Raw genomic sequence first — 19,968 nt, forward strand, 5'->3', positions numbered from 1 at the left:
AGCCGGAGGCAGAGAGGCCAAAAAGATGAGTACACAATCAGAAGAGGGTTCAATTCTCAGAACCACCCTGCGGACCGCGAAGACCTGGGCGATTATGCTGATTTTCGCCAGTGCGTTTGTTCTCCAGGCTCGCGGGCAGTCAGAATCAGGAGGAGTGGTAGGCACCGTTACCGATCAAACAGGAGCCGTGGTGCCACAGGCGACCCTCACTCTCACCAATATCGCAAATGGTCTTGTTCTCACCACAAAAGCAAACAGTGCAGGAGAGCTGAATCTTCCTGCTGTGCCCCGTGGTGACTACTCGGCAAAGATCGCGGCTGCAGGATTCGAATCCCAGACCCAGGCGATCACGATCACCGTGACTCAGGTGCAGACCCTTCTCTTCAAGCTTGCGCCAGGGGCAATCACAAGCAGCGTCACCGTGACGAGCGCCGCAGCCCTTGTGAATACCACGAATGCGACGCTCGGAGAAACCATGGAGTCGAAGCAAATCGAGCAGTTACCGCTCAACGGTCGCAACTCTTTGAATCTTGCACTCCTCACACCAGGTGTGACCCAGGGCGCTTACACGGAAAATGGCCAGGACACGGTCAACCGGTTCAGCGATTCGGGCGGCGGAGCGATTTCAGTCAACGGAACGCGCGCACAGGCGAACAACTTCATCATGGACGGCGCAGACAACAACGACGGCCTGCAGAACATCATTATGTTCTTCCCGCCCGTGGATGCCACCGAAGAATTCAAGGTCGCGACAAGTATCGCCCCGGCGCAATTTGGGCGTGCTGGCGGCGCGGTGGAAGTCAGCTCGATCAAGTCCGGCACCAATCAGATCCACGGCTCCGCCTTCGAGTTCTATCGGAGCGGAAAGTGGGCAGCCAACCCCAACTATCAGTTCCTGGACGCGACCGCGACACCAGCCCTTCCCTACCGTCACGAACAGTTCGGCGGCTCCGCGGGAGGGCCAATCATCAAGAACAAGCTGTTTCTATTCGGCGACTACCAGGGCACTCGCATCGGATCTCCGGATGGCACGCATTACGACACTGTACCCACTGCCCTGATGCGGCAGGGTAATTTCTCCGAGCTGCTCACCACCGGCCTTGCGACCGGAGACTACACCTACTTCCCCATTTGCGTGCCCAACTCCGGTTCGATGAACAGCAATATTGCCCAAACCAGCAAGGGGCAAATCTACGATCCACAGACGTGCGCACCGTTCTCCGGCAACATCCTTCCTGCGGGCCGCTTGAATCCCGCCGCGGTGAACTATCTAAACGCGTTTCCATCACCAACCCGTACCGATCGTATTCTGAACAACTTCCTCGTGAACAACAGCTCGACCTCCAACTACAACACCTTTGACACGCGTCTCGATTGGAACCGGACTCCCCAGGATCTTTATTTCTTCCGCTTCTCCTACGATAACTCCACCTCGGACAATCAATCGGAGCTCCCACAGCAGGCGGGATACCCCCTTCTCTCGGCCAACGGCAGCAAGAACTACACTCATGCCCGAGGCTATGTCCTGGGATATACGCACACGTTCTCGCCGACCTTCGTAAACGACGCGCGTATTGCGTACAACCGCGACAATTATGGATACGAGCCAGGAAATTTCGGCGTCGATACCGGAGGCCAGCTTGGCATCAAGAACACCGACCTCGGCGTCTCCGACAGCGGCGGACCGCTTATCGGGGGTAACGGGACCGAAATCGAATACACGGGGGATTACGGTCTGTTCGCCGTTCCACAAAACACGTATGAGGTGACCGATACCGTCACTCTCAATCGAGGCAAACATTCGCTCAATATAGGCGGTACATGGTTGCGCCGTCAGGTGTCCTTCTTCCGCCCAATCTGCGGTCTCGGATGCTTCTTCATCGGCGGCAACGGGTCGGATTTCACAGGCTATGAGATCTCCGAACTGCTGGTCGGAGGGGTGGACAACTATGGCATTGGCACTCAGACAGGATATTTCGCCGAAATCAGCCAGGAGAACGCGCTTTTTGCGAACGATGACTGGCGCGTAACCCCGCGGCTCACTTTGAATCTCGGTCTTCGCTGGGATCTCCTGCAGTGGCCCGTGGAGATGCACGACAAGCAGGCCGCGTTCGATGTATCCACTGGCACGATCCTTCTCGCAGGACAAAACGGTGTGCCAAGAAGCATCGTCAACCAGGATTACGGAGACTTCGCTCCACGCGTCGGGTTCGCTTACGATCTTCGCGGAGACGGGAAAAGCTCCTTGCATGGCGGTTACGGGATCTTCTACTTCCCCGATTACGGAGGCATCAGCAACCAACTCGGACAGCAGATTCCTTACGGAGGAGACGGGACCTATTTCTCGTTTAGTGGTTATTGCCTGACCTTTACTGGCCAGACAGCCACGCAGGGAACGCCCTACACATGCCCTGGATATTCAAGTGGAACGGCCGCGAGTAAACAACTGCCCCAACCGGGGTTTCCAGGGTTCAATCCATCTTCTCCACCCTATGGCATGAGCGGATTGGCCGTCGACCAAAACAACGAGCATAGCCGGCAGCAGGAGTGGAACCTCGAGCTGGAGCAGCAGATTGGATCACGAAATGTCGTTCGGGTTGCATATGTTGGAGCACACGCAGATCGGCTTTCAACCTACTATCCCTACAACAACTACACCATTGGCCAAACGACAAAGCCATTCCCGAACTTTGGTTCGATCACGCTGAATCAATATAACGGGGAGTCTAACTACAACGGGCTTCAACTCCATGCAGAGCACCACAGCACCACCTTCACAGCGACGGCCTCGTATGCCTGGTCCCATGCGCTGGATGACTCGGTGAGTGCGTATGGTGGCACGCCAACGACATTGATGCTTTACTACAACCGGCCGTCCAATTACGGGAACTCTACATACGACGAGCGGCACATCTTCAGTTCATCCTTTGTGTATAACCTTCCCTTCGGCCAAGGCCAAAGATTTAGCGGGAGGGCCTCAAAGCCGCTCGACCTTTTGATTGGTGGATGGCAGATAAACAACATTGTCCTGCTCTCAACCGGTCAACCCGTGGATCTCAGTGCAGCAGGCAGTGCATCACCTGGCAATCGGCCTGACCTGATCAAACCGATCAAATATCCGAAGAGTATCAGCGGCTACTGGTTCGACCCATCGTCGTTCTCCAGCAATATTCCAACGGTTCAAGCAACCGATGGAACCGGAAACTATGTCTTCTCGCGGATCGGCACATTAGGGCGGAACCAGGTATATGGACCGGGGTTCCGGACACTCAATCTGGGCCTGCAAAAGAACATCCATATTGCGGAAGGAAAGCAGCTCGAACTGCATGGCGACGCTTTCAATCTGTTCAATACGCCGAGTTTCGCAAACCCCAACAACAGTCAGGGCAGCCCATCGCTCTTCGGCAAGATCACGGGCCTCCATGGCGAGGTCCGGCAGATCCAGATCGCGGCGCGTCTGGTCTTCTAGCCTGCATGACAAGGCCGGTTCTTCGATTCGCTCATAGAGGAACCGGCTTGCTTTGTGCTCTCGACACAAAACAACCTGAAAGGAATTTCTGCTGAGATGAGAGCATACTTTCGTGCGTTTCCAAGGATGGTTGCCGCCGTAGCATTGGCCAGTTCTTTTCTCGGTATGGCGCAGGACGCGCCCAACCCTATCCAGGCTCGTTCCACTCCTGCGTGGCTGCGTTCCGGCTTGATTTATGAGGTGTTTCCTCGATCCTTTTCCCCCGAAGGAAATCTGGAGGGCGTCACAGCAGGACTTGATCGTCTGAAGGCTCTTGGCGTGACCATTGTCTGGCTCATGCCGATTCATCCTGTCGGACAAGAGCGAAAACTCGGAACGAACGGAAGTCCGTACGCGGTCCGCGACTATTATGCGATTGCTCCTTATTACGGCACGAAGGAGGACCTTCATCGGTTGGTAAACGAAGCCCATCGGCGTGGCATGAAGGTAATCATGGATATGGTCGCGGATCACACCGCATTCGACAGCGTCATGATGAAACATCCGGATTTTTACCAGCACGAGAAGAATGGAAAGCTTGTCTCACCAAATGGCTGGACAGACGTAGCCGCTCTCGACTACACAAATCCGGCCCTGCGCCGATACATGATGGATGTGCTTGACTACTGGGTGAAAGACTTCGGCATAGATGGATATCGCTGCGACGCAGCGGGTATGGTTCCAACAGACTTCTGGGAGGAGGCACGAGCTGAACTGGACCGCATTCGTCCTGACATTCTCATGCTGGCCGAGGCGTCGAAGCCGGAGTTGATGCAGAAGGCCTTCGATATCGACTACGCATGGCCCCTGCTGTTCAAACTGGACGAGGTGATCGAGCACGGAGTGCCGGCAACTGAGTTGCGTGCGACGATCGACCAGCAACGCGCAATATTTCCTAAAGACTCTCTTCACATGATGATCTCTGATGATCACGACGAGCAGCGCGCGTTAGTGCGCTACGGATCCGCTGGAGCGTTGGCCGCTTCAGCGTTGATGTTTACGCTCAATGGCGTTCCCTTGCTCTACAACGGCATGGAAGCTGCGGATGTTACTCCGTCGTCAGGCCCTGCCCTATTCGAATCTCTCAAAATATACTGGCCATCTGGAGAGTTGAGCCCCGAAGTTAAACGGTTTTATGAATTCATAATCCCTTTCCGAGAACAACACCAGGTCCTGCGTGAAGGCGAGCTTCGGTGGGTTCACAATTCGGACGAGCAGCATGTTCTCAGCTACGAACGGCACTCTGCCGGCGAAGACATACTCGTGGTGATCAATTTTTCGAACACCCCGTTTCGCGGCACAGTCGAAGCTGGCGGCAGCTCATGGAAAGAGGTTAACGCCCCAACTCCTCCCAACGAACCTGCGGCACTCCCCGCTTTAAGCCTTGAGCCTTTTGGATTCCGCATCTTTGAAAGCAAGTCGACGCCCTGATCGACTGCCACCGCATGGTATCGGCTGACCGCCTCATGCTTCTGCAACACAACCGTAGCCAAGCCCAGATGCCTGCCAAGCGAGAGGCACAACGAATGATTGTTGCAAGGATGCGGCCCAGGTCATTGTCATGAGCTAAAAGACACTAAGTTGTTGAAAGAAAATGGCGTCCCCGACGACATTCGAACCGTATTACCGCCGTGAAAGAACGGAAGTAAACCACAACTGCAAGGCAACGCTGAGAAGCAGAGTGCATCGGTAGACCTCTAAGAAACAGCAACAAACAGCTTTCATGCTCCACAAGCGTCCACGACGAGCGAGGAGCGTCTGTGGAGCACGAAAGACAGGTGGTTTTCTTCCGTATTGACCTCGTTTTCGTCCATCGCCGTTTGCGATGTCTGGTCATCATTGACCTCAAGGTGGGCACTTTCGGATATCTGCAGGATTTTTACACGACAGATCACACATTCATCTTGATCGGGATGCCGCGTAGAGCGAGATAGGGCGGCTCAGCCAGGGATGCTGCCAGGAGACTCGTATAATACATCCTCAATCAGCGCCGCTCCAACATCCTCATCTTATAGATTCAAAGCTACTTAAGCACTCGATACCCGTTGAGGCTTCTCAGTTCCGAGTCAACTGTATGATTCTGCGATTGCTCGCACTCTCTTCTAGTCAGCAGCTCTTTTTTCGACGAGAGCCACGGCGTGGTGAGGGCGCGCTAGGAGAAACATGCAGATTCGTAAGCGCGATTCCAGCCGTCTTCTCATTACTCTCGCAGCTATTGCACTCTTCTTTACCGCCCGCTGCCTTGTAGCGAAAGCGCAAACCAGCCCGTTCAGCATCGAGGCAAAACAGAAGGCCGAGACTCTCTTAAAACGGATGACGCTGGATGAGAAGCTAGGCCAACTCAATGAATCATCTGGACTAGTGATGCCCGGAATTGCAACAGAGAAGCCAGACGATCTCATCGAGAAAGGTGGCGTAGGCTCGATCCTCTGGCAGATGGATGTCAAGGAGATTAACCGTCTGCAGCACATCGCTGTCGAAAAATCCCGCCTGCATATTCCAATTCTCTTTGGCTTCGACGTGATCCACGGATACCGCACAGTATTTCCGGTGCCGCTGGCGATGGCATCTTCCTGGGACCCATCGGTCGAGGAGCAGGCACAGCATCTCGCTGCCCAGGATGCACGTGCTGCGGGCATTGAATGGACATTTACGCCAATGGTTGACATAGCACGGGACGCTAGATGGGGACGCATCGTGGAAGGTGCCGGAGAAGATCCAGTTCTCGGCTCTGCCATGGCGCAGGCTCAGGTCCGTGGATTTCAAGGGACAAGAATCGGACCGAGCAGTGTGTTGGTATGTGTGAAGCATTTTGCAGGGTATGGTGCGGCGGATGGCGGACGTGACTATGACTCGTCGTATGTTCCAGAAGAGCTGCTGCAGAATGTTTACCTGAAGCCCTTTCATGCAGCGGTCGAGGCAGGAGCAGGTGGCTTTATGAGTGCGTACATGGACTTGAACGACGTTCCCGCAAGCGGAAACCATTGGCTCCTGACTGACGTGCTGCGCAAGGACTGGGGTTTCCAGGGCATCGTGCTCTCTGACGCTTTTGCTGTAAAGAGTCTTGTGACACATGGTTACGCGCGGGACGAGGAGGATGCGGCCTACAAGGCCATTAGTGCTGGCCTGAACATGGATATGGCGAGTCTGACGTATACACACAATCTCCTGAAAGTGGTGAAAGAGGGCAAGGTCAGCGAGGCCTACATCGACCAGATGGTACTGCCGATTCTGGAAGCCAAATATGATCTTGGGCTCTTCGACCAGCCCTACGTCGATGAGTCTAAGGTCGACACCGTTCTGAATAGGCCGGAAGGTCTGGCCCTGGAACGCAAGCTGGCGGGGCGGTCTATGGTATTGCTTCGCAACGAGAGGCGTGTACTTCCACTGTCCAGGGAACTAAAGAAGGTCGCTGTAATTGGCCCGTTGGCCGACGCTACCCAAGATGTTGAGGGTGGATGGACAGTGGAAGGCCTATTCGGGCATGGTTCCAAGAGCCATCCAGTTACGGTCCTTAACGGAATCAAGAACAAGCTTGCCGCCGATGCCCAAGTCACCCTTGTCACAGGCGCTCAACTATCCAAGGTGTACCCCGGCATGTTGGACCAGGTTACCGGCACGAAACTGACTCCACCACCTACTCCGCAAGAAACAGCCGAGTGGATAGCGAAGGCTAAGGCTGCAGCTGAAAATGCCGATGTGGTCGTGGCTGTCTTAGGCGAGATGGCCAATATGAGCGGTGAAGCGGCATCACGAGCTACGCTCAACCTGCCGGGTATTCAGGAACAGATGCTGGAAGCCGTGGTTGCCACGGGCAAACCCGTTGTGCTCGTCCTTGAAAATGGACGTCCGCTCGACATCAGCTGGGCATCCGAGCACGTCCCTGCGATCCTCGAGGCCTGGTATCCGGGAACCGAGGGCGGCAATGCCGTTGCGGATGTGCTCTTTGGAGATGTGAACCCAGGTGGAAAGCTACCGGTGAGCTGGCCGCGCGAGGCGGGCGCGGAACCACTTTATTACAACCACAATCTGACGCACGATCCCGAGGACCATCCTGGTTTCAAATCCCGCTACTGGGACATCGCTTCAAAGCCCCTCTATCCCTTTGGCTATGGTCTTAGCTATTCCACATTCAAATTCGACAACCTGAGACTCAGCAAAAACACCATGAGTGTCAGTGACACGAATGAAGTCAGTGTGGACGTCACAAACACTGCGTCTGTGCCGGGTGATGCCGTCGCGGAGATCTATATTCATCAGCGCTTCGGTTCGGCCTCTCGCCCCGTCCGCGAACTCAAAGGCTTTGAGCGCATTGCGCTTCGGCCAGGGGAAACCAAAACCCTCAAATTTCCTTTGGGAACGGATCAACTCCATTATTGGAATCCCCAGTCGAAAGGCTGGGTCGTGGAGCCAACCGAGTTTGACGTGTGGGCCGGAGATGATTCAACGGCAAGCCTCCACGCGGAATTCACAACCACTCAGTAAGACTCAGGCTCGGTGCAGAACCGGAACAGCGGCCCCAGCAGCGATGCTGCACGAGGCAGCGGCCGACCCACATCGACGGGCGCCGGGTGTCAGGAGAAATTTTGGATGAGCAATGTATCAACGGTAGATAGGACGAATCACATAGTCCGACCTGATCGCACTAATAGCGGCAAAGTACATTTCGAGGTTCTGGATGGCTTGCGGGGAAGCGCCGCATTTCTTGTCGTCGCATTTCACATCATCGGTATTCCGCTTGGATTCAACAACGCAAAGAACCTCTTGCACCATGCTTATCTGGCGGTCGATTTCTTCTTTGGTCTCTCTGGATTTGTCATTGGATACGCGTACGACGATCGATGGTCGCGGATGACCACGCTTCAGTTCTTCAAATTGAGACTTATACGCCTTCATCCACTTGTCATTCTGGGAGCCACAATGGGATTGGCAAGCTATCTGCTCGATCCCTACGGGAAACATCTGCAACAGACTCCCCTTGTCACGTTGCTGTTGGCTTACCTGGCATCGGTGCTCCTGGTGCCGTCGCCAACTGTCCAGAACAGGATTGGCGAAACTCACACTCTGAATAGTCCATCGTGGTCTTTGACGCAGGAGTACCTCGCAAACATTGGATACGCGTTGGTGCTTCGCCGCCTCCGCACCAACACACTCGCGATCATTGCGGTACTTGGTGGCGCAGTTCTCTTGTGGCAGGCAATTCAGAGAGGCTCGCTCGATGCAGGGTGGGGCTACAGCAACTTCTGGATGGCCCCGGTCAGACTGATCTATCCATTTGTGACTGGGCTCTGGCTGTATCGAGTGCACGACCGCTTACCACGGATCAGGCTGGGATTTTTGCCTCTCACCCTTGTTCTCCTGGCGGCTTTCATGATGCCTATTCTTCCGACTGTTGGTTCCTTTTCGTGCAATGGCTTGTACGACGCACTGTGCGTCCTCCTGGTGTTTCCCGCAATCATCATGGCGGGCGCGCATTCGGACGCAGGCGTAGGGTTAATCGGCCTCTGCAAGGCCAGTGGCAGGCTGTCTTATCCGCTTTACATGACACACTACCCATTCATGTATATCTACGCCAATTGGGTAGAAACGACGCATCCAGCTCGGGCGGCCCAACGAGAAGTTGCCCTGCTACTTGCTCCGTTCGTACTTTTCTTCGCGTGGCTTGCGGTGAAGTTCTTTGATGAACCGATCCGTGCGAAGCTTCGCCTTTCGGGTGCTCCTAAGAAATGACGTTTCGGATGCTCACAAAAATTATTGCACTCCCTCCGACGCAGATCACCGCTCCTTCAGGCGTATGTCTCGAGATGAGGCGCCAACGTAGACAACGGCATCGGGAATAACGCGCCAATCGTTTGCCGACGTGTCCCAGATACTCTGCGTCCTGGGTGAAATTACGATGTTCACCTTTTGGGCCTCGCCTGGATTTAATTGGATCTTGCTCCAGTCGCCCAATCGCAGAGGAGGTTCCCCCGCGTAATCAATTCCCAGATAAACCTGCGGGACTTCGGCACCTGCAACGGTCCCATCGTTCTTGACCGAGAACGACACATGAAGAGTGCGATCTGTATCGCGCTTTACAGAGAGGTCCGAATATGTGAAGTGGGTATAGGACAATCCATAGCCAAACTCAAAGAGCGGTGCAATTTTCTTGGCGTCGTACCATCGATAGCCCATATTCAGTTTTTCGGAGTAGACAGGGTCCTTGGAAAGGACGCCCGTGTCGCCCCAGGTTGGCGTATCTTCGTTCCGCAGAGGAAACGTAAACGGTAGCTTGCCGGAGGGATCCACCTTGCCAAACAAGACATTGGCGAGTGCTTTGCCTCCCGCTTCGCCGGGATACCATGCCTCGATGATCGCCGCGACCTTATCCTTCCAGGGCATCAGAATCGGATTACCACTCTCGATCACCACGATCGTATGCGGATTCGCGGTTGCGACTGCATCTACGAGTTCGTTTTGGTTCGATGGATTCTGCAAGCTGAGAGTCTTCAAGTCTCCGAAATCTTCTCCTGCGGGCTGTGCAACTACGACAATTGCAACATCCGACTCGCGCGCCAGTGCGACCGCGTCGGCGATTTCGCCCGGACTATAGGCTCGAAACGGGGCTTGCTCGTCTCGGACTCCAGAAAACTTGACTTCGCTCTGCGGCGACAATTCTTGAATCGCCTTTGTAAGGGGAACGGGAATCTTCAACCATGGATTTCGCCACCACCCGCAACCATTGTGGTCGACGAATTCCAGGCCTTCGCACCCTTGGAACGAACCCGTCACCGGATGCATCGTGTCCCCAGATCCACCTCCCGACATCACAGCTACGTCTGCGTGAGAACCTATGACTGCAATACGCTTCAGCCTTGATGGTGGCAGAGGAAGCTGCTGGCGGTCGTTCTTGAGCAACACGATCGATTGTTCCTCTGCGGACTGCGCGAGCTTCCGCGCCGCATCGAAATCGATTTTTTCGCCGCCTCGAGGTGGGTCGTCCATAACTCCGGAGGCAATCATCGCGTAGAGTTTGCGACGCACCATATCGTCGATCCGATCTTGAGTGACGTCATGGTTGGCCAAGGCAAATAGAACTGGGACGCGCGCGAAATAAGAGGGGCCTGCGTCGCTTCCTTCTTCCTCATCGAGGCCGGCATTGATCGCTTTTGCCGTAGTGTGAGTCGCACCCCAATCCGACTGTATCTGTCCCAAAAAGTGCCACTGCGTCTTCAGGATGTCGGTCAGAAGCACCGAATTCTCGCACGCATACTCCCCGTTCAACCGGTTATAGCTGCACATCACACTTGCTGGCTGGCCCTCTTCAACTGCGATCTCAAAGGGCAATAGATAGAGCTCTCGCAGGGTGCGCTCGTCGATCAGGCTGTTTCCACCCATGCGATTGGTTTCCTGTTCGTTCCCCGCAAAGTGCTTGATCGAAGCCATCACATTCTGGCCCTGCGTCCCCTTGGTGCGTTGCGCCAGCAATTCCCCCGCCAGGAGCGGATCTTCTCCTAAGTATTCGAATGATCTGCCTCCTCGTGACTCTCTTGCGAGATTGGTACCTCCACCAAGCCCCATTGCGAATCCCTGAGCGCGCAGTTGAATTGCAATCTCTTTTCCGTAGTCATACGACAACTGTCTGTCCCAACTGGCAGCTAGCGCAATCGTCGCGGGAAAGGTCGAACTGGACTGAGTGGCGCTGCCTGAACCCGTAGCCGAATCCGCGATATTGACATCGGGAATATGTAGCCTGCTTACGCCCTCGATGTAGCCGCCCCCACCGCCTGGATCGGCATTGGACGGATACTTCGAAAGAATGAACTGAAGTTTCTCGTCGAGCGTCAATTTCTTCACAAGGTCATTGGCTCGCTGCCAGGCGGGGCCGTTTGGCGTTGCACTCTTCTGGGCCTTGACCGGCGGAGAAACGAGAAAAGTCGTAACCAAAAACACTGCGATCCACACGCGATTCGATTGCATATCGTTCCTTAGCATTCTCATTACACTTTCTTCAAGATCAAGACTCAGGCTCTTTCGTCCGCACCTACCGTCGCTGGGGCATGAAGCAGAACGTGATCGAACCCTTGCTCGCAATGCACTTTTCGTGACTGCATAGTTCTCCTGCGCCATCACCATCGACCACTGTACGCGCCGGTGTAACTTTCGATAAGCACCATCGCGTATCGAGCGGCGTCCTCTTGGAAATATCTTGTTATGACAATCACTTACGCCTGCAGTCAATGCCTGTACAGAAGGCTGTATGGTACATGGCGCCCTCGCTAATAAATACGCGCAAGCGCATCATCACCGCTTAGCTCGCTCGCCAAAGCCATCTCGCTCCAGCTTGCGTGTAGGAAGGATTTGCGAACAACCTGCATACTCGCGCTAATAGCCTGGGGGGGCTGAGTACAGCCAAAGCCAAGCCTCTAGTCGCGCAGACTAGACAGACGGAACGGCTGCCCATTGAGATGGGCAGCCGTTTTCGTTTGCGCGATATATGGGCATATCCGGATTGCTAGTAGTCCATGATGCCCCTAGCCGGAATCAGGCGTGGGCCGCCTTCATCCTGCCGCGTGGAACGCTCAACCAATGTCATCTTGTCAGGTGTTGCCATGTTGAGCTTACTGGCATCTCGCCCAAGCATGAGATCGTAACGGCTCGGCGGCTGCCCTACTGCTCCAAATGAACCTTTGACTGTCCAGAGTCCATCCTGGCCCTCAACCTTCACTATGTCGTTCCCTTGGTAAACGAAATCAATCAGCTCGCTCATGCACTTGTTCCTCGAAGCGGTATTAGCCCTTACCCCTGTCGAAAATATGTTCGCGCACTGCGGGATGGGGCACGAGTTCTTATCCGGCGACCCTCGGGGTGGTGGGGAGCTTATGACGCACCAGTGACGTACAGCACACTGCTAGCAGCGGCTCTAAGTTCTAAATTATTGATTTGATTGGCGTCCCCGACGGGATTCGAACCCGTGTTACCGCCGTGAAAGGGCGGTGTCCTAACCGCTGGACGACGGGGACGCATGCATTGCGAGACTTCGCTCTGCTCAGTTCTTCTTAAGGCTAACAACACCTGGAGGCAAAGGCAAGTCGCGCGCGCGGTTCCTGCGAGGAAAACACCTAGCGCAAACGCGCTGCGGCGAAGCTCGACCGCACTTTACGGCGAACATTGGCATACTGCAGCAGAATGAAGTTGTCGGTCATACCCGCGATGTAATCGGCCACCACCCGCGCCAATCCTTCGCTTTCGACCTCCGCAAAGTACGCCTCGGGTAGCTCTTCCGGCTCATTCACCCAGAAGTCGAAGAGCTCCGTCACCACCTCGGCAGCCTTCGAGTGCTCCAGCTCGAGCTCTGGACACGTATACAGTGTGTCGTAAAGATATCGCTTCTCTTCCAGCCGCTCCGCCTCCGCCTGTGGCGAGAAGACCGCCAGCCGGTGCTCGCAGTTGCGAATCTCCGGCAACGACCGCGCGCCGATGGCGGCAACATTCTCGCGCGTCGTGCGGATCAGGTCCAGCACCAGCGTCTTCTGCATCGCCTGTAGTGCGTCGTGGAAGATGTACTTCTCCTGCGCCTCAGGATGCGCCTGTTGCACAGTCGCATAACTTCTCCGCAGTATGCTGACATGGTCGCGAATGTGCCGCACGTCGAGCAATCCAGACTCCACGCCATCATCCAGGTCAGCGGTCAGGTAGGCAATCTCGTCCGCAAGGTCGATGATCTGCGCCTCGAGCGGCGGCCGCTGGCTTAGGAAGTACTCCGCCAGGTCCGGGTGCACCCCCTCGCTGTAGTCGCGCGAGTGCTTGATGATCCCTTCGCGTGTCCCCAGCGTGAGATTCAGACCGCGATGCCCCGCATACCGCTGCTCGAATCGTTCAACGATACGCAGCGCATGCAGGTTATGGTCAAAGCGAAGCCCATGCCGCTTGAGGCACTCGTCCAGCGCACGTTCTCCGGCATGCCCAAACGGCGGGTGCCCAATGTCATGAACCAGCGCGAGCGTCTCCGCCAGATCGACGTTGAGCCCCAAAGCACCGGCCACCTGCCGCGCCACCTGCGCGACCTCTATGGTGTGGGTCAGTCGGCTGCGAAAGTGGTCCGAGGCGCGGCTGGTAAAGACCTGCGTCTTCCCTGCCAGGCGGCGAAACGCGCGCGCCTGCACAATGCGGTCCCGATCGCGCTCGAACGGCTTGCGGTCGTCGCTGGCAGGAGCCGGAAACGCACGCACCGATAACTGCGTTTCAATCTCTCCGAAAACGCCACAGGAATGCAGGTTGGACACCATCACTTATGAGTGTAGAGCAGAGGTCAAGCGACTGTTGCAAAACCTAAGCCCGTAGCGATTGGGAGGATGCCGCTCACTTCTTGAAAAGATACGAGGAGAGCATTAGCTTCAGTTCAGCGATTACCTTCAACCGCTCTTCCACCGACTTCTGCTTGAACGCAAACTCAATGAGCCGCTCTCCGGTCTCCGCCGCCATCTTCAGCTTGATGTCCAGAGCAGAACGATCTTTTGCATGCAGGGACTTCAGCATGAACTTCTTGAGAATGTTCACCCCGGCTGAATCAGGCAAGCTGTGCGCGGCTCTTGTCGTCTGACTGATATGCCCGCCAAACGCAATGGCCCGGAAGTCAGGCCTCTGTTCCAGAAAAGCGACAAAATGGTCGATCAGCCCACTGACAAAATCAGGGCCGCTGAAAGCGCCCAGACTGATAAGAACCAGAACAGCCGATCTCTGGAAGGCCTCCACATGTCTAACGGCAATCGCATCGATGATGGCCTGCTTGTCTGGGAAAAACCGATAGAGGGCGCCCACCGATAATCCGGCTTCCGCAGCAATCGCGTTCGTTGTGATCTCCTTGGCGCCACCGGACACTAAAAGCCGCGACGTTGCTTCCAAAATATCCTCAACCGTCTGCTGACTCCTCCCCTGAAGGGGAACGCGTCGAGACAGGCGTTCCATCAACGGACGTCGAGCAACGGTCTCCTTCGTGGATGCCATGTGCACAGAATATCGGACAGAAACACGAACACGAGCTCACGTTCGTGTATGCTCTTCAAAGATTCATCCGGAGGCTTCATGGCTGTTCCCCTATCGCAGGTACTTACGGTTGCCACCTACGTTCTCAAACAGAAACTCGCCGGTCGCAAGCAGTATCCATTGGTACTCATGCTGGAGCCGCTCTTCCGCTGCAATCTTGCGTGTAGCGGATGCGGAAAGATCCAGTTCCCGGCCCGAGTTCTCCGTCAGCAACTCTCCCCCGAGGAGTGCTTTCGTGCCGCGGAGGAATGTGGAGCACCGATGGTCAGCATTCCCGGCGGAGAACCTCTGCTCCACCCCCAAATTGGTGAAATCGTCGCCGGCCTAGTAGCGCGCAGAAAGTATGTCTATCTCTGCACCAATGCCCTCTTGCTCAAGAAGAAGCTTCACCTGTTCAAGCCCAGCAAATACCTCACGTTCTCGGTCCACCTGGACGGGCAAAAAGACGAACACGATGCCTCTGTCTGTCAGCACGGCGTCTTCGACACTGCAATGGAGGGCATCATCGAAGCCCTCAGCCAGGACTTCCGCGTCACGACGAATACAACGCTCTTCAACGATGCCGATCCCACAAGGACCCGCGAATTCTTCGATCAGATGATGAAGGTCGGCGTTGAGGGGATGGTGATTTCCCCGGGCTATTCCTACGAGAAAGCACCCAACAAAGACATCTTCCTGGCAAGGAAAGAGTCCCAAAAGCTGTTTCAGGCACTCCTCTCGAATCGCAAACGCGGATGGAAGTTCAACACGTCTCCGCTTTTTCTGGAGTTCCTCATGGGAAAACGTGACTACTCCTGCACGCCTTGGGGAAATCCTGCCTATAACGTCTTCGGCTGGCAGAAGCCCTGCTACCTGCTTGGGGAGGGCTACGTAAATACCTTTGCTGAACTCATCAAAGACACCGAATGGAGCAACTACGGAACCGGCTCAGGAAATCCCAAATGCAACAACTGCATGGTGTCCTGTGGCTACGAGCCGTCTTCGGTCGATGAGATGTTCAGCAGCGTTAGCGGTCTCTTCTCAGCGGCACGCGCCACATTGTTCAACCGCTACGCAGACAAGAAAGCAAAACAACTACTCGCGGAGTGGCCTCAAAAGAAGGAGACAGGATCTCTCGTCCAAATCGGAAGCACCCCGGACGGACTAGCGTAAACCCACCCCAACACCTGTCATTTCGACCGACCAACGGGAGCGGAGAAACCCCTTGATGCAGAGCGCGATGCAAATGTTTGTGGCGCGCTTTGCGTCTAGAAACCCCTGTATTTCGCAGATGTTTGTATTTCCGAAGAAGCCACGGGCACACCAAAGGGTGCGCCTTCACTCCACCTCGCTGCCGAACGCCGGAGTGAAGGCGCAGCCGCAACTACTGAATTGCGCTCTTTCGGTGCGACAAAAAAAGCTAGCGAGTCACAGGCCTACCCCGTGCGCAACTACTTCCCGGGACCAACGCCTGCATGCGCCAGCTTGACACGAGCGCCTTCGAGCTTATGCTGCACCTTCTCAACATCTGCAGGATCGGCCTCAGGCGCCAGCGACGTGGCATACTGCGCCAGCGACTTCTGCCACTCGGCCACGGCCTGCTGCAGCTTGCCGGTCTTGGCATAGATCTCTGCAAGGTGATCGAGCACGGTTGGATCATTGCCTGTCCGAGCAGCCGCCTTCTGCTCATAGTCTTCCGCAAGGGTGTACTGCCCCTGCTTGTAATAGCCCCACGCCAGTGAATCCAGATAAGCGCCATTCTGCGGATCGTAGGATACTGCCTTTTTCAGCATGGCAACCGCTTCGTCCAGCCGAATGCCGCGGTCCACCAGCATGTATCCATAGTCGTTCTGGATAGCTGCACTCTGGGGATCGATTGCCAGACCTTTGCGGTACTCCGACTCCGCCTCATCGAACATCTTCTGCTTATCCGCAACGTTGGCCTTGTACGAGTACAGAAACACCTTATCTTCGGGCTTTGCAGAAAGGGTATCTACCTTATCCAGCGCCAGCGACGCTTCCTTCCAACGCTTCGCCCGGGAATTGATATCGGCGATCGTGAAATAGACCACGCGGTCTTCCGGAGTGCCATTCGGCTTACCGCTCAACTGAGCATTGGCCAGTTTGATAGCCTCGTCCAGTTTGCCCGCATCCCCCAACTGGCTGGCGTAGGTCAACTGAACGTCACGGTTGTTTGGCAGCGCCTTGGCCGCATCGGCGGCCGTATGCAGAGCGTCAGCCCATCGATGGGCGTCACGATACGCCTGGATGATGCCATCTGCCGAGCGCGCCTGGAGATCATCGCTCCCCAACGCCGCCATCAGCTTGTAGGTCTCCACCGCATCCTGCGTCCTGTTGGCCTCACGGTAGACATAGGCGAGGCGCTCGAGGCATAGAACACGATTGCCTCGCGACTGCTCGTCATACTTGCCGTCTGTCGGCTCCGTCAAAGCCAGCATGTCTTTGAAGCTCTTGATAGCCTCGTCATAGCGCCCGAGGGCGTCGTATACCAGCCCCTCGTTATAGTCGAGCTCCATGTTGTTCGAAACCAGCGCACCGGCCTTCTTCAGCGTGGCCAGTGCCTGGTCATAGTGCCCTTGCTGGCGCTGAATATCGGCCTCGCGAATAAGCGACTGCGCATCCTGCGGATCGGAGCTGATGATGTCCGCGAAGATCTTTGCCGCGGCATCGGTCTCTCCGGCGGCGATCAGAGCGTTCGCCAATCCACGCTTCGCATCGACATTGTCCGGGTCCTGGTCGAGCGCGAGCTTATAGGCATCCACCGCCTTCTTCGGCTGCTTCAGCTGGTCGTAGATCCCTGCCAGCGCAAAGTCCATGCGAGCGCTGCGGTCATCCTCCGGCACATCGGCAATCACCTTCGCCGCATGCTCCGGATCGCCCTGCTCCGTGTACAGCCGGGCCATGCTCAGCACAACTTCTTCAGAGGTTCCATCGATCTGTTGCGCAGCCTTGAACTGCTCTTCCGCCTTGGCCGAATCGTGGTTCAGACCATAGAGCTGTCCCAGCAGCAGACGAGTCTCCAGATCATTCGGCTTGAGCTCCGCGATCTTCTGGTACTCCTTGATCGCCAACTGCAGCATGTCGTTGGATTGCGGCCCCTGGCCGTCGCCCAGCGAGCGCAGATAGACCCGTCCCAAAAGCATGTGAGCATCCGCATCGTCAGGATGCTTGTCCACCTGCTCCTGCGCAGCCGTAACGGCTTCGCGAATCCGCCCCAGCTTGAAATAGAGGTTAGACAAGCCGTCCTGCAGCAAACGTGAGCCAGGATCGGCGTCGAGCGCGAGCTTGTACTGCTCAATGGCCTGTGTGGCGAGATCCTGCCGCCCACCGCTGGAGGCCTCATCTTCATAAATCTTCGCCAAACCATAGTGGTAGTACGAAGCAGATCGGTCGAACGCGTCAGGAGCAGCTGGGGCCGGGACAGGGGCAACCGTCTTCGCGGTTGCATTCTGCGCAAGCATACGGCCGGAGCCAGCGAACGAGAGAAGGACTACGGTGCAGCAGAGAGGCAAAAGTGAAGTACGTAAAACTGGGCTCATGGGCAGGTCCTGTTAAAACACTCGTTCTAATTCCTTAGACGGCACTGTACAGGGTTTGGATGCTGATTGCCATGCCTTCCGCCGAAATCCGCCTAAAACTCAAGGGTTTCGAGGATGCACGCAAAACAAAATCTTAATATTCAGAGATTTCGCGGAGGTCAGCACGGATACCGTGGCGACCTCCGCGAAACCTCCGCGCCCTCTGCGTTAAAGGCTTTTACCCATGCCGGAAGTGCCGCATCCCCGTAAAGACCATCGCCAACCCCAGCCGGTCTGCCGCGGCAATGACCTCAGGGTCACGCACCGAGCCACCTGGCTGAATGATGGCCGTAGCCCCCGACTCCGCAATCAACTCCAGGCCGTCCGGAAAGGGGAAAAAGGCGTCCGAAGCAGCAACCGTTCCCTTGAGAGGCAAGGCCGCCTTCATCGCGCCAAATTTCGCGGCAGCCACTCGACTCATCTGCCCCGCGCCCACGCCGACGGTCTGCCCAAAGCCTCCATCGAACCGCGCATAGACGATAGCGTTCGACTTCACGTGCTTGCACACGCGCCACGCGAAGAGCAGCGTCGTGATCTCCTCCGCCGTCGGCTCGCGCTTGGTGACAACCTTCAATTGCTCTGCCTGCACCATTGCCGTGTCTTCGTCCTGAACCAGATAACCGCCTGAAATCTGCTTGATCATGCGCGACGGCGTCGCCGGCTTAATCCGCAGCACGCGCAGATTCTTCTTCGCTCCCAGCGCCGCCAAGGCCTCGGGAGTGAACTCCGGCGCCACCACCGCCTCGACGAACAGCTTGGCAATCTCCGCCGCAGCCTCCCCATCGACAGTACGGTTGATGCCGATGACGCCCCCGAAGGCCGACTCAGGATCGGCAGCCAGCGCTCGCAGATAGGCCTCCGCCACCGTCGTTCCCTGCCCCACGCCGCACGGGTTCGTATGTTTGATAATCGCCACCGCGCAGGCCTCGAACTCGCTCACCAGCGACCAGCAGGCGTCGAGGTCGACGAGGTTGTTGTAGCTGAGTTCCTTGCCATGCAGTTGCTCCGCACCGGCAATCCCCAGGCCCGAGCCGTCCACATAGAGCGCCGCGCTCTGGTGCGGATTCTCGCCGTACCGCAGCGTCGCCTGCCGAGGAGCAATGACGCGCAGGGTCACCGGCAACTCACTCATCTTTTCGAGCTTCTCCTCAGGACTATCCGGCAGCGCCTCCAGCGTCGTGGCAATCGCCGCATCGTAGGCCGCGGTGGTAGCAAAGGCCTTACGGGACAACTGCCAGCGCGTCTTCAGGCTCAATTTGCCTTCGTTGGCCTTCAACTCCTCGGTCAGCGCGGCATAATTCTCCACGCTCGAAACCACCGCAACATCCTCAAAGTTCTTCGCCGCCGAACGCAGCATCGACGGGCCTCCGATATCGATGTTCTCGATGATCTCTTCGAGCTTCACGCCTTCGCGCGCCGCGGTCTTCTCAAACGCGTACAGGTTCACCACCACCATGTCGATGGGCCCGATGCCGTGCTTCTCCACCGCGCTCACATGCGCCGGATCCCCGCGGCGATGCAGAATGCCGCCGTGTACCACCGGATGCAGGGTCTTCACTCGGCCATCCAGCATCTCGGGAAATCCCGTCAGCTCGGCCACATCGCGCACGTCAAGGCCCGCGTCGCGCAGCGCCTTAGAGGTGCCGCCCGTCGAAACCAGTTCCACGCCAAATCCAGCCAGCGTGCGTGCAAACTCTACCAAACCCGTTTTGTCCGTAACCGACAGCAGGGCACGTCGTACAACTTTCCAGTCACTCATGTCGTCCATCATTCTAAATGGCGCGCGTGATAGAGTTTGACCACAGCCCAGAGAAGCCAGCTCTACACGCTTTGATTTAGAATGCGAAAGCATCATAA

General features: G+C 56.2%; 11 protein-coding genes and 1 tRNA gene. 5 read left to right on the forward strand and 7 right to left on the reverse strand.

What is annotated here, in order from left to right; translation table 11 throughout:
* The first annotated feature begins 25 nt into the window (after positions 1-25).
* The 4 genes from GSQ91_RS20875 (at position 26) to GSQ91_RS20895 (ending at position 9,238) form a co-directional block, all read left to right on the forward strand.
* Positions 26-3,469 (forward strand): TonB-dependent receptor domain-containing protein, encoded by a 3,444-nt coding sequence (locus GSQ91_RS20875; RefSeq protein ID WP_254064779.1) that lies wholly within the window; start codon positions 26-28, stop codon positions 3,467-3,469.
* Positions 3,470-3,565: 96 nt separating this feature from the next.
* The gene (locus GSQ91_RS20880) at positions 3,566-4,939 is read left to right on the forward strand and encodes an alpha-amylase family glycosyl hydrolase (RefSeq protein ID WP_158823677.1); all 1,374 of its coding nucleotides are present in this window, start codon (positions 3,566-3,568) and stop codon (positions 4,937-4,939) included.
* A gap of 732 nt (positions 4,940-5,671) precedes the next feature.
* Complete coding sequence (bglX, locus tag GSQ91_RS20890; RefSeq protein WP_158823678.1) at positions 5,672-7,993, forward strand: beta-glucosidase BglX; 2,322 nt, start codon at positions 5,672-5,674, stop codon at positions 7,991-7,993.
* Positions 7,994-8,098: 105 nt separating this feature from the next.
* Positions 8,099-9,238, forward strand: a complete 1,140-nt coding sequence (locus GSQ91_RS20895) for an acyltransferase (RefSeq protein ID WP_158823679.1) — start codon at positions 8,099-8,101, stop codon at positions 9,236-9,238.
* 45 nt (positions 9,239-9,283) lie between these two features.
* Here the strand turns inward: GSQ91_RS20895 and GSQ91_RS20900 are convergent, their stop codons facing one another.
* The 5 genes from GSQ91_RS20900 to GSQ91_RS20920 all read right to left on the reverse strand — a co-directional run bounded on the left by GSQ91_RS20900 (position 9,284) and on the right by GSQ91_RS20920 (position 14,494).
* Positions 9,284-11,467, reverse strand: coding sequence for a glycoside hydrolase family 3 protein (locus GSQ91_RS20900; RefSeq protein WP_158823680.1), 2,184 nt, complete (start codon positions 11,465-11,467; stop codon positions 9,284-9,286).
* A 535-nt stretch (positions 11,468-12,002) separates the two neighbouring features.
* On the reverse strand, positions 12,003-12,257 hold the full coding sequence (locus tag GSQ91_RS20905; protein ID WP_158823681.1) for a hypothetical protein: 255 nt from the start codon (positions 12,255-12,257) through the stop codon (positions 12,003-12,005).
* Positions 12,258-12,435: 178 nt separating this feature from the next.
* Positions 12,436-12,510, reverse strand: a tRNA-Glu gene (locus GSQ91_RS20910).
* 99 nt (positions 12,511-12,609) lie between these two features.
* Entirely contained in the window at positions 12,610-13,719 is a 1,110-nt protein-coding gene (locus tag GSQ91_RS20915; RefSeq protein WP_371417135.1) for a deoxyguanosinetriphosphate triphosphohydrolase family protein, read from the reverse strand.
* Positions 13,720-13,849: 130 nt separating this feature from the next.
* Entirely contained in the window at positions 13,850-14,494 is a 645-nt protein-coding gene (locus tag GSQ91_RS20920) for a TetR/AcrR family transcriptional regulator (RefSeq protein ID WP_158823683.1), read from the reverse strand.
* A 78-nt stretch (positions 14,495-14,572) separates the two neighbouring features.
* On the opposite strand from GSQ91_RS20920, the gene hpnH reads away from it, so the two are divergent.
* On the forward strand, positions 14,573-15,685 hold the full coding sequence (hpnH, locus tag GSQ91_RS20925; RefSeq protein WP_158823684.1) for an adenosyl-hopene transferase HpnH: 1,113 nt from the start codon (positions 14,573-14,575) through the stop codon (positions 15,683-15,685).
* Between the two features lie 278 nt (positions 15,686-15,963).
* Here the strand turns inward: hpnH and GSQ91_RS20930 are convergent, their stop codons facing one another.
* Positions 15,964-18,072, reverse strand: a complete 2,109-nt coding sequence (locus GSQ91_RS20930) for a tetratricopeptide repeat protein (protein ID WP_158823685.1) — start codon at positions 18,070-18,072, stop codon at positions 15,964-15,966.
* Between the two features lie 217 nt (positions 18,073-18,289).
* Positions 18,290-19,870: a bifunctional phosphoribosylaminoimidazolecarboxamide formyltransferase/IMP cyclohydrolase gene (gene purH / locus GSQ91_RS20935; protein WP_158823686.1), complete on the reverse strand. Its 1,581-nt coding sequence runs from the start codon at positions 19,868-19,870 to the stop codon at positions 18,290-18,292.
* Positions 19,871-19,968: the final 98 nt, after the last annotated feature.

The organism is Granulicella sp. S156 (genome assembly GCF_009766105.1).
GTDB lineage: Bacteria > Acidobacteriota > Terriglobia > Terriglobales > Acidobacteriaceae > Granulicella.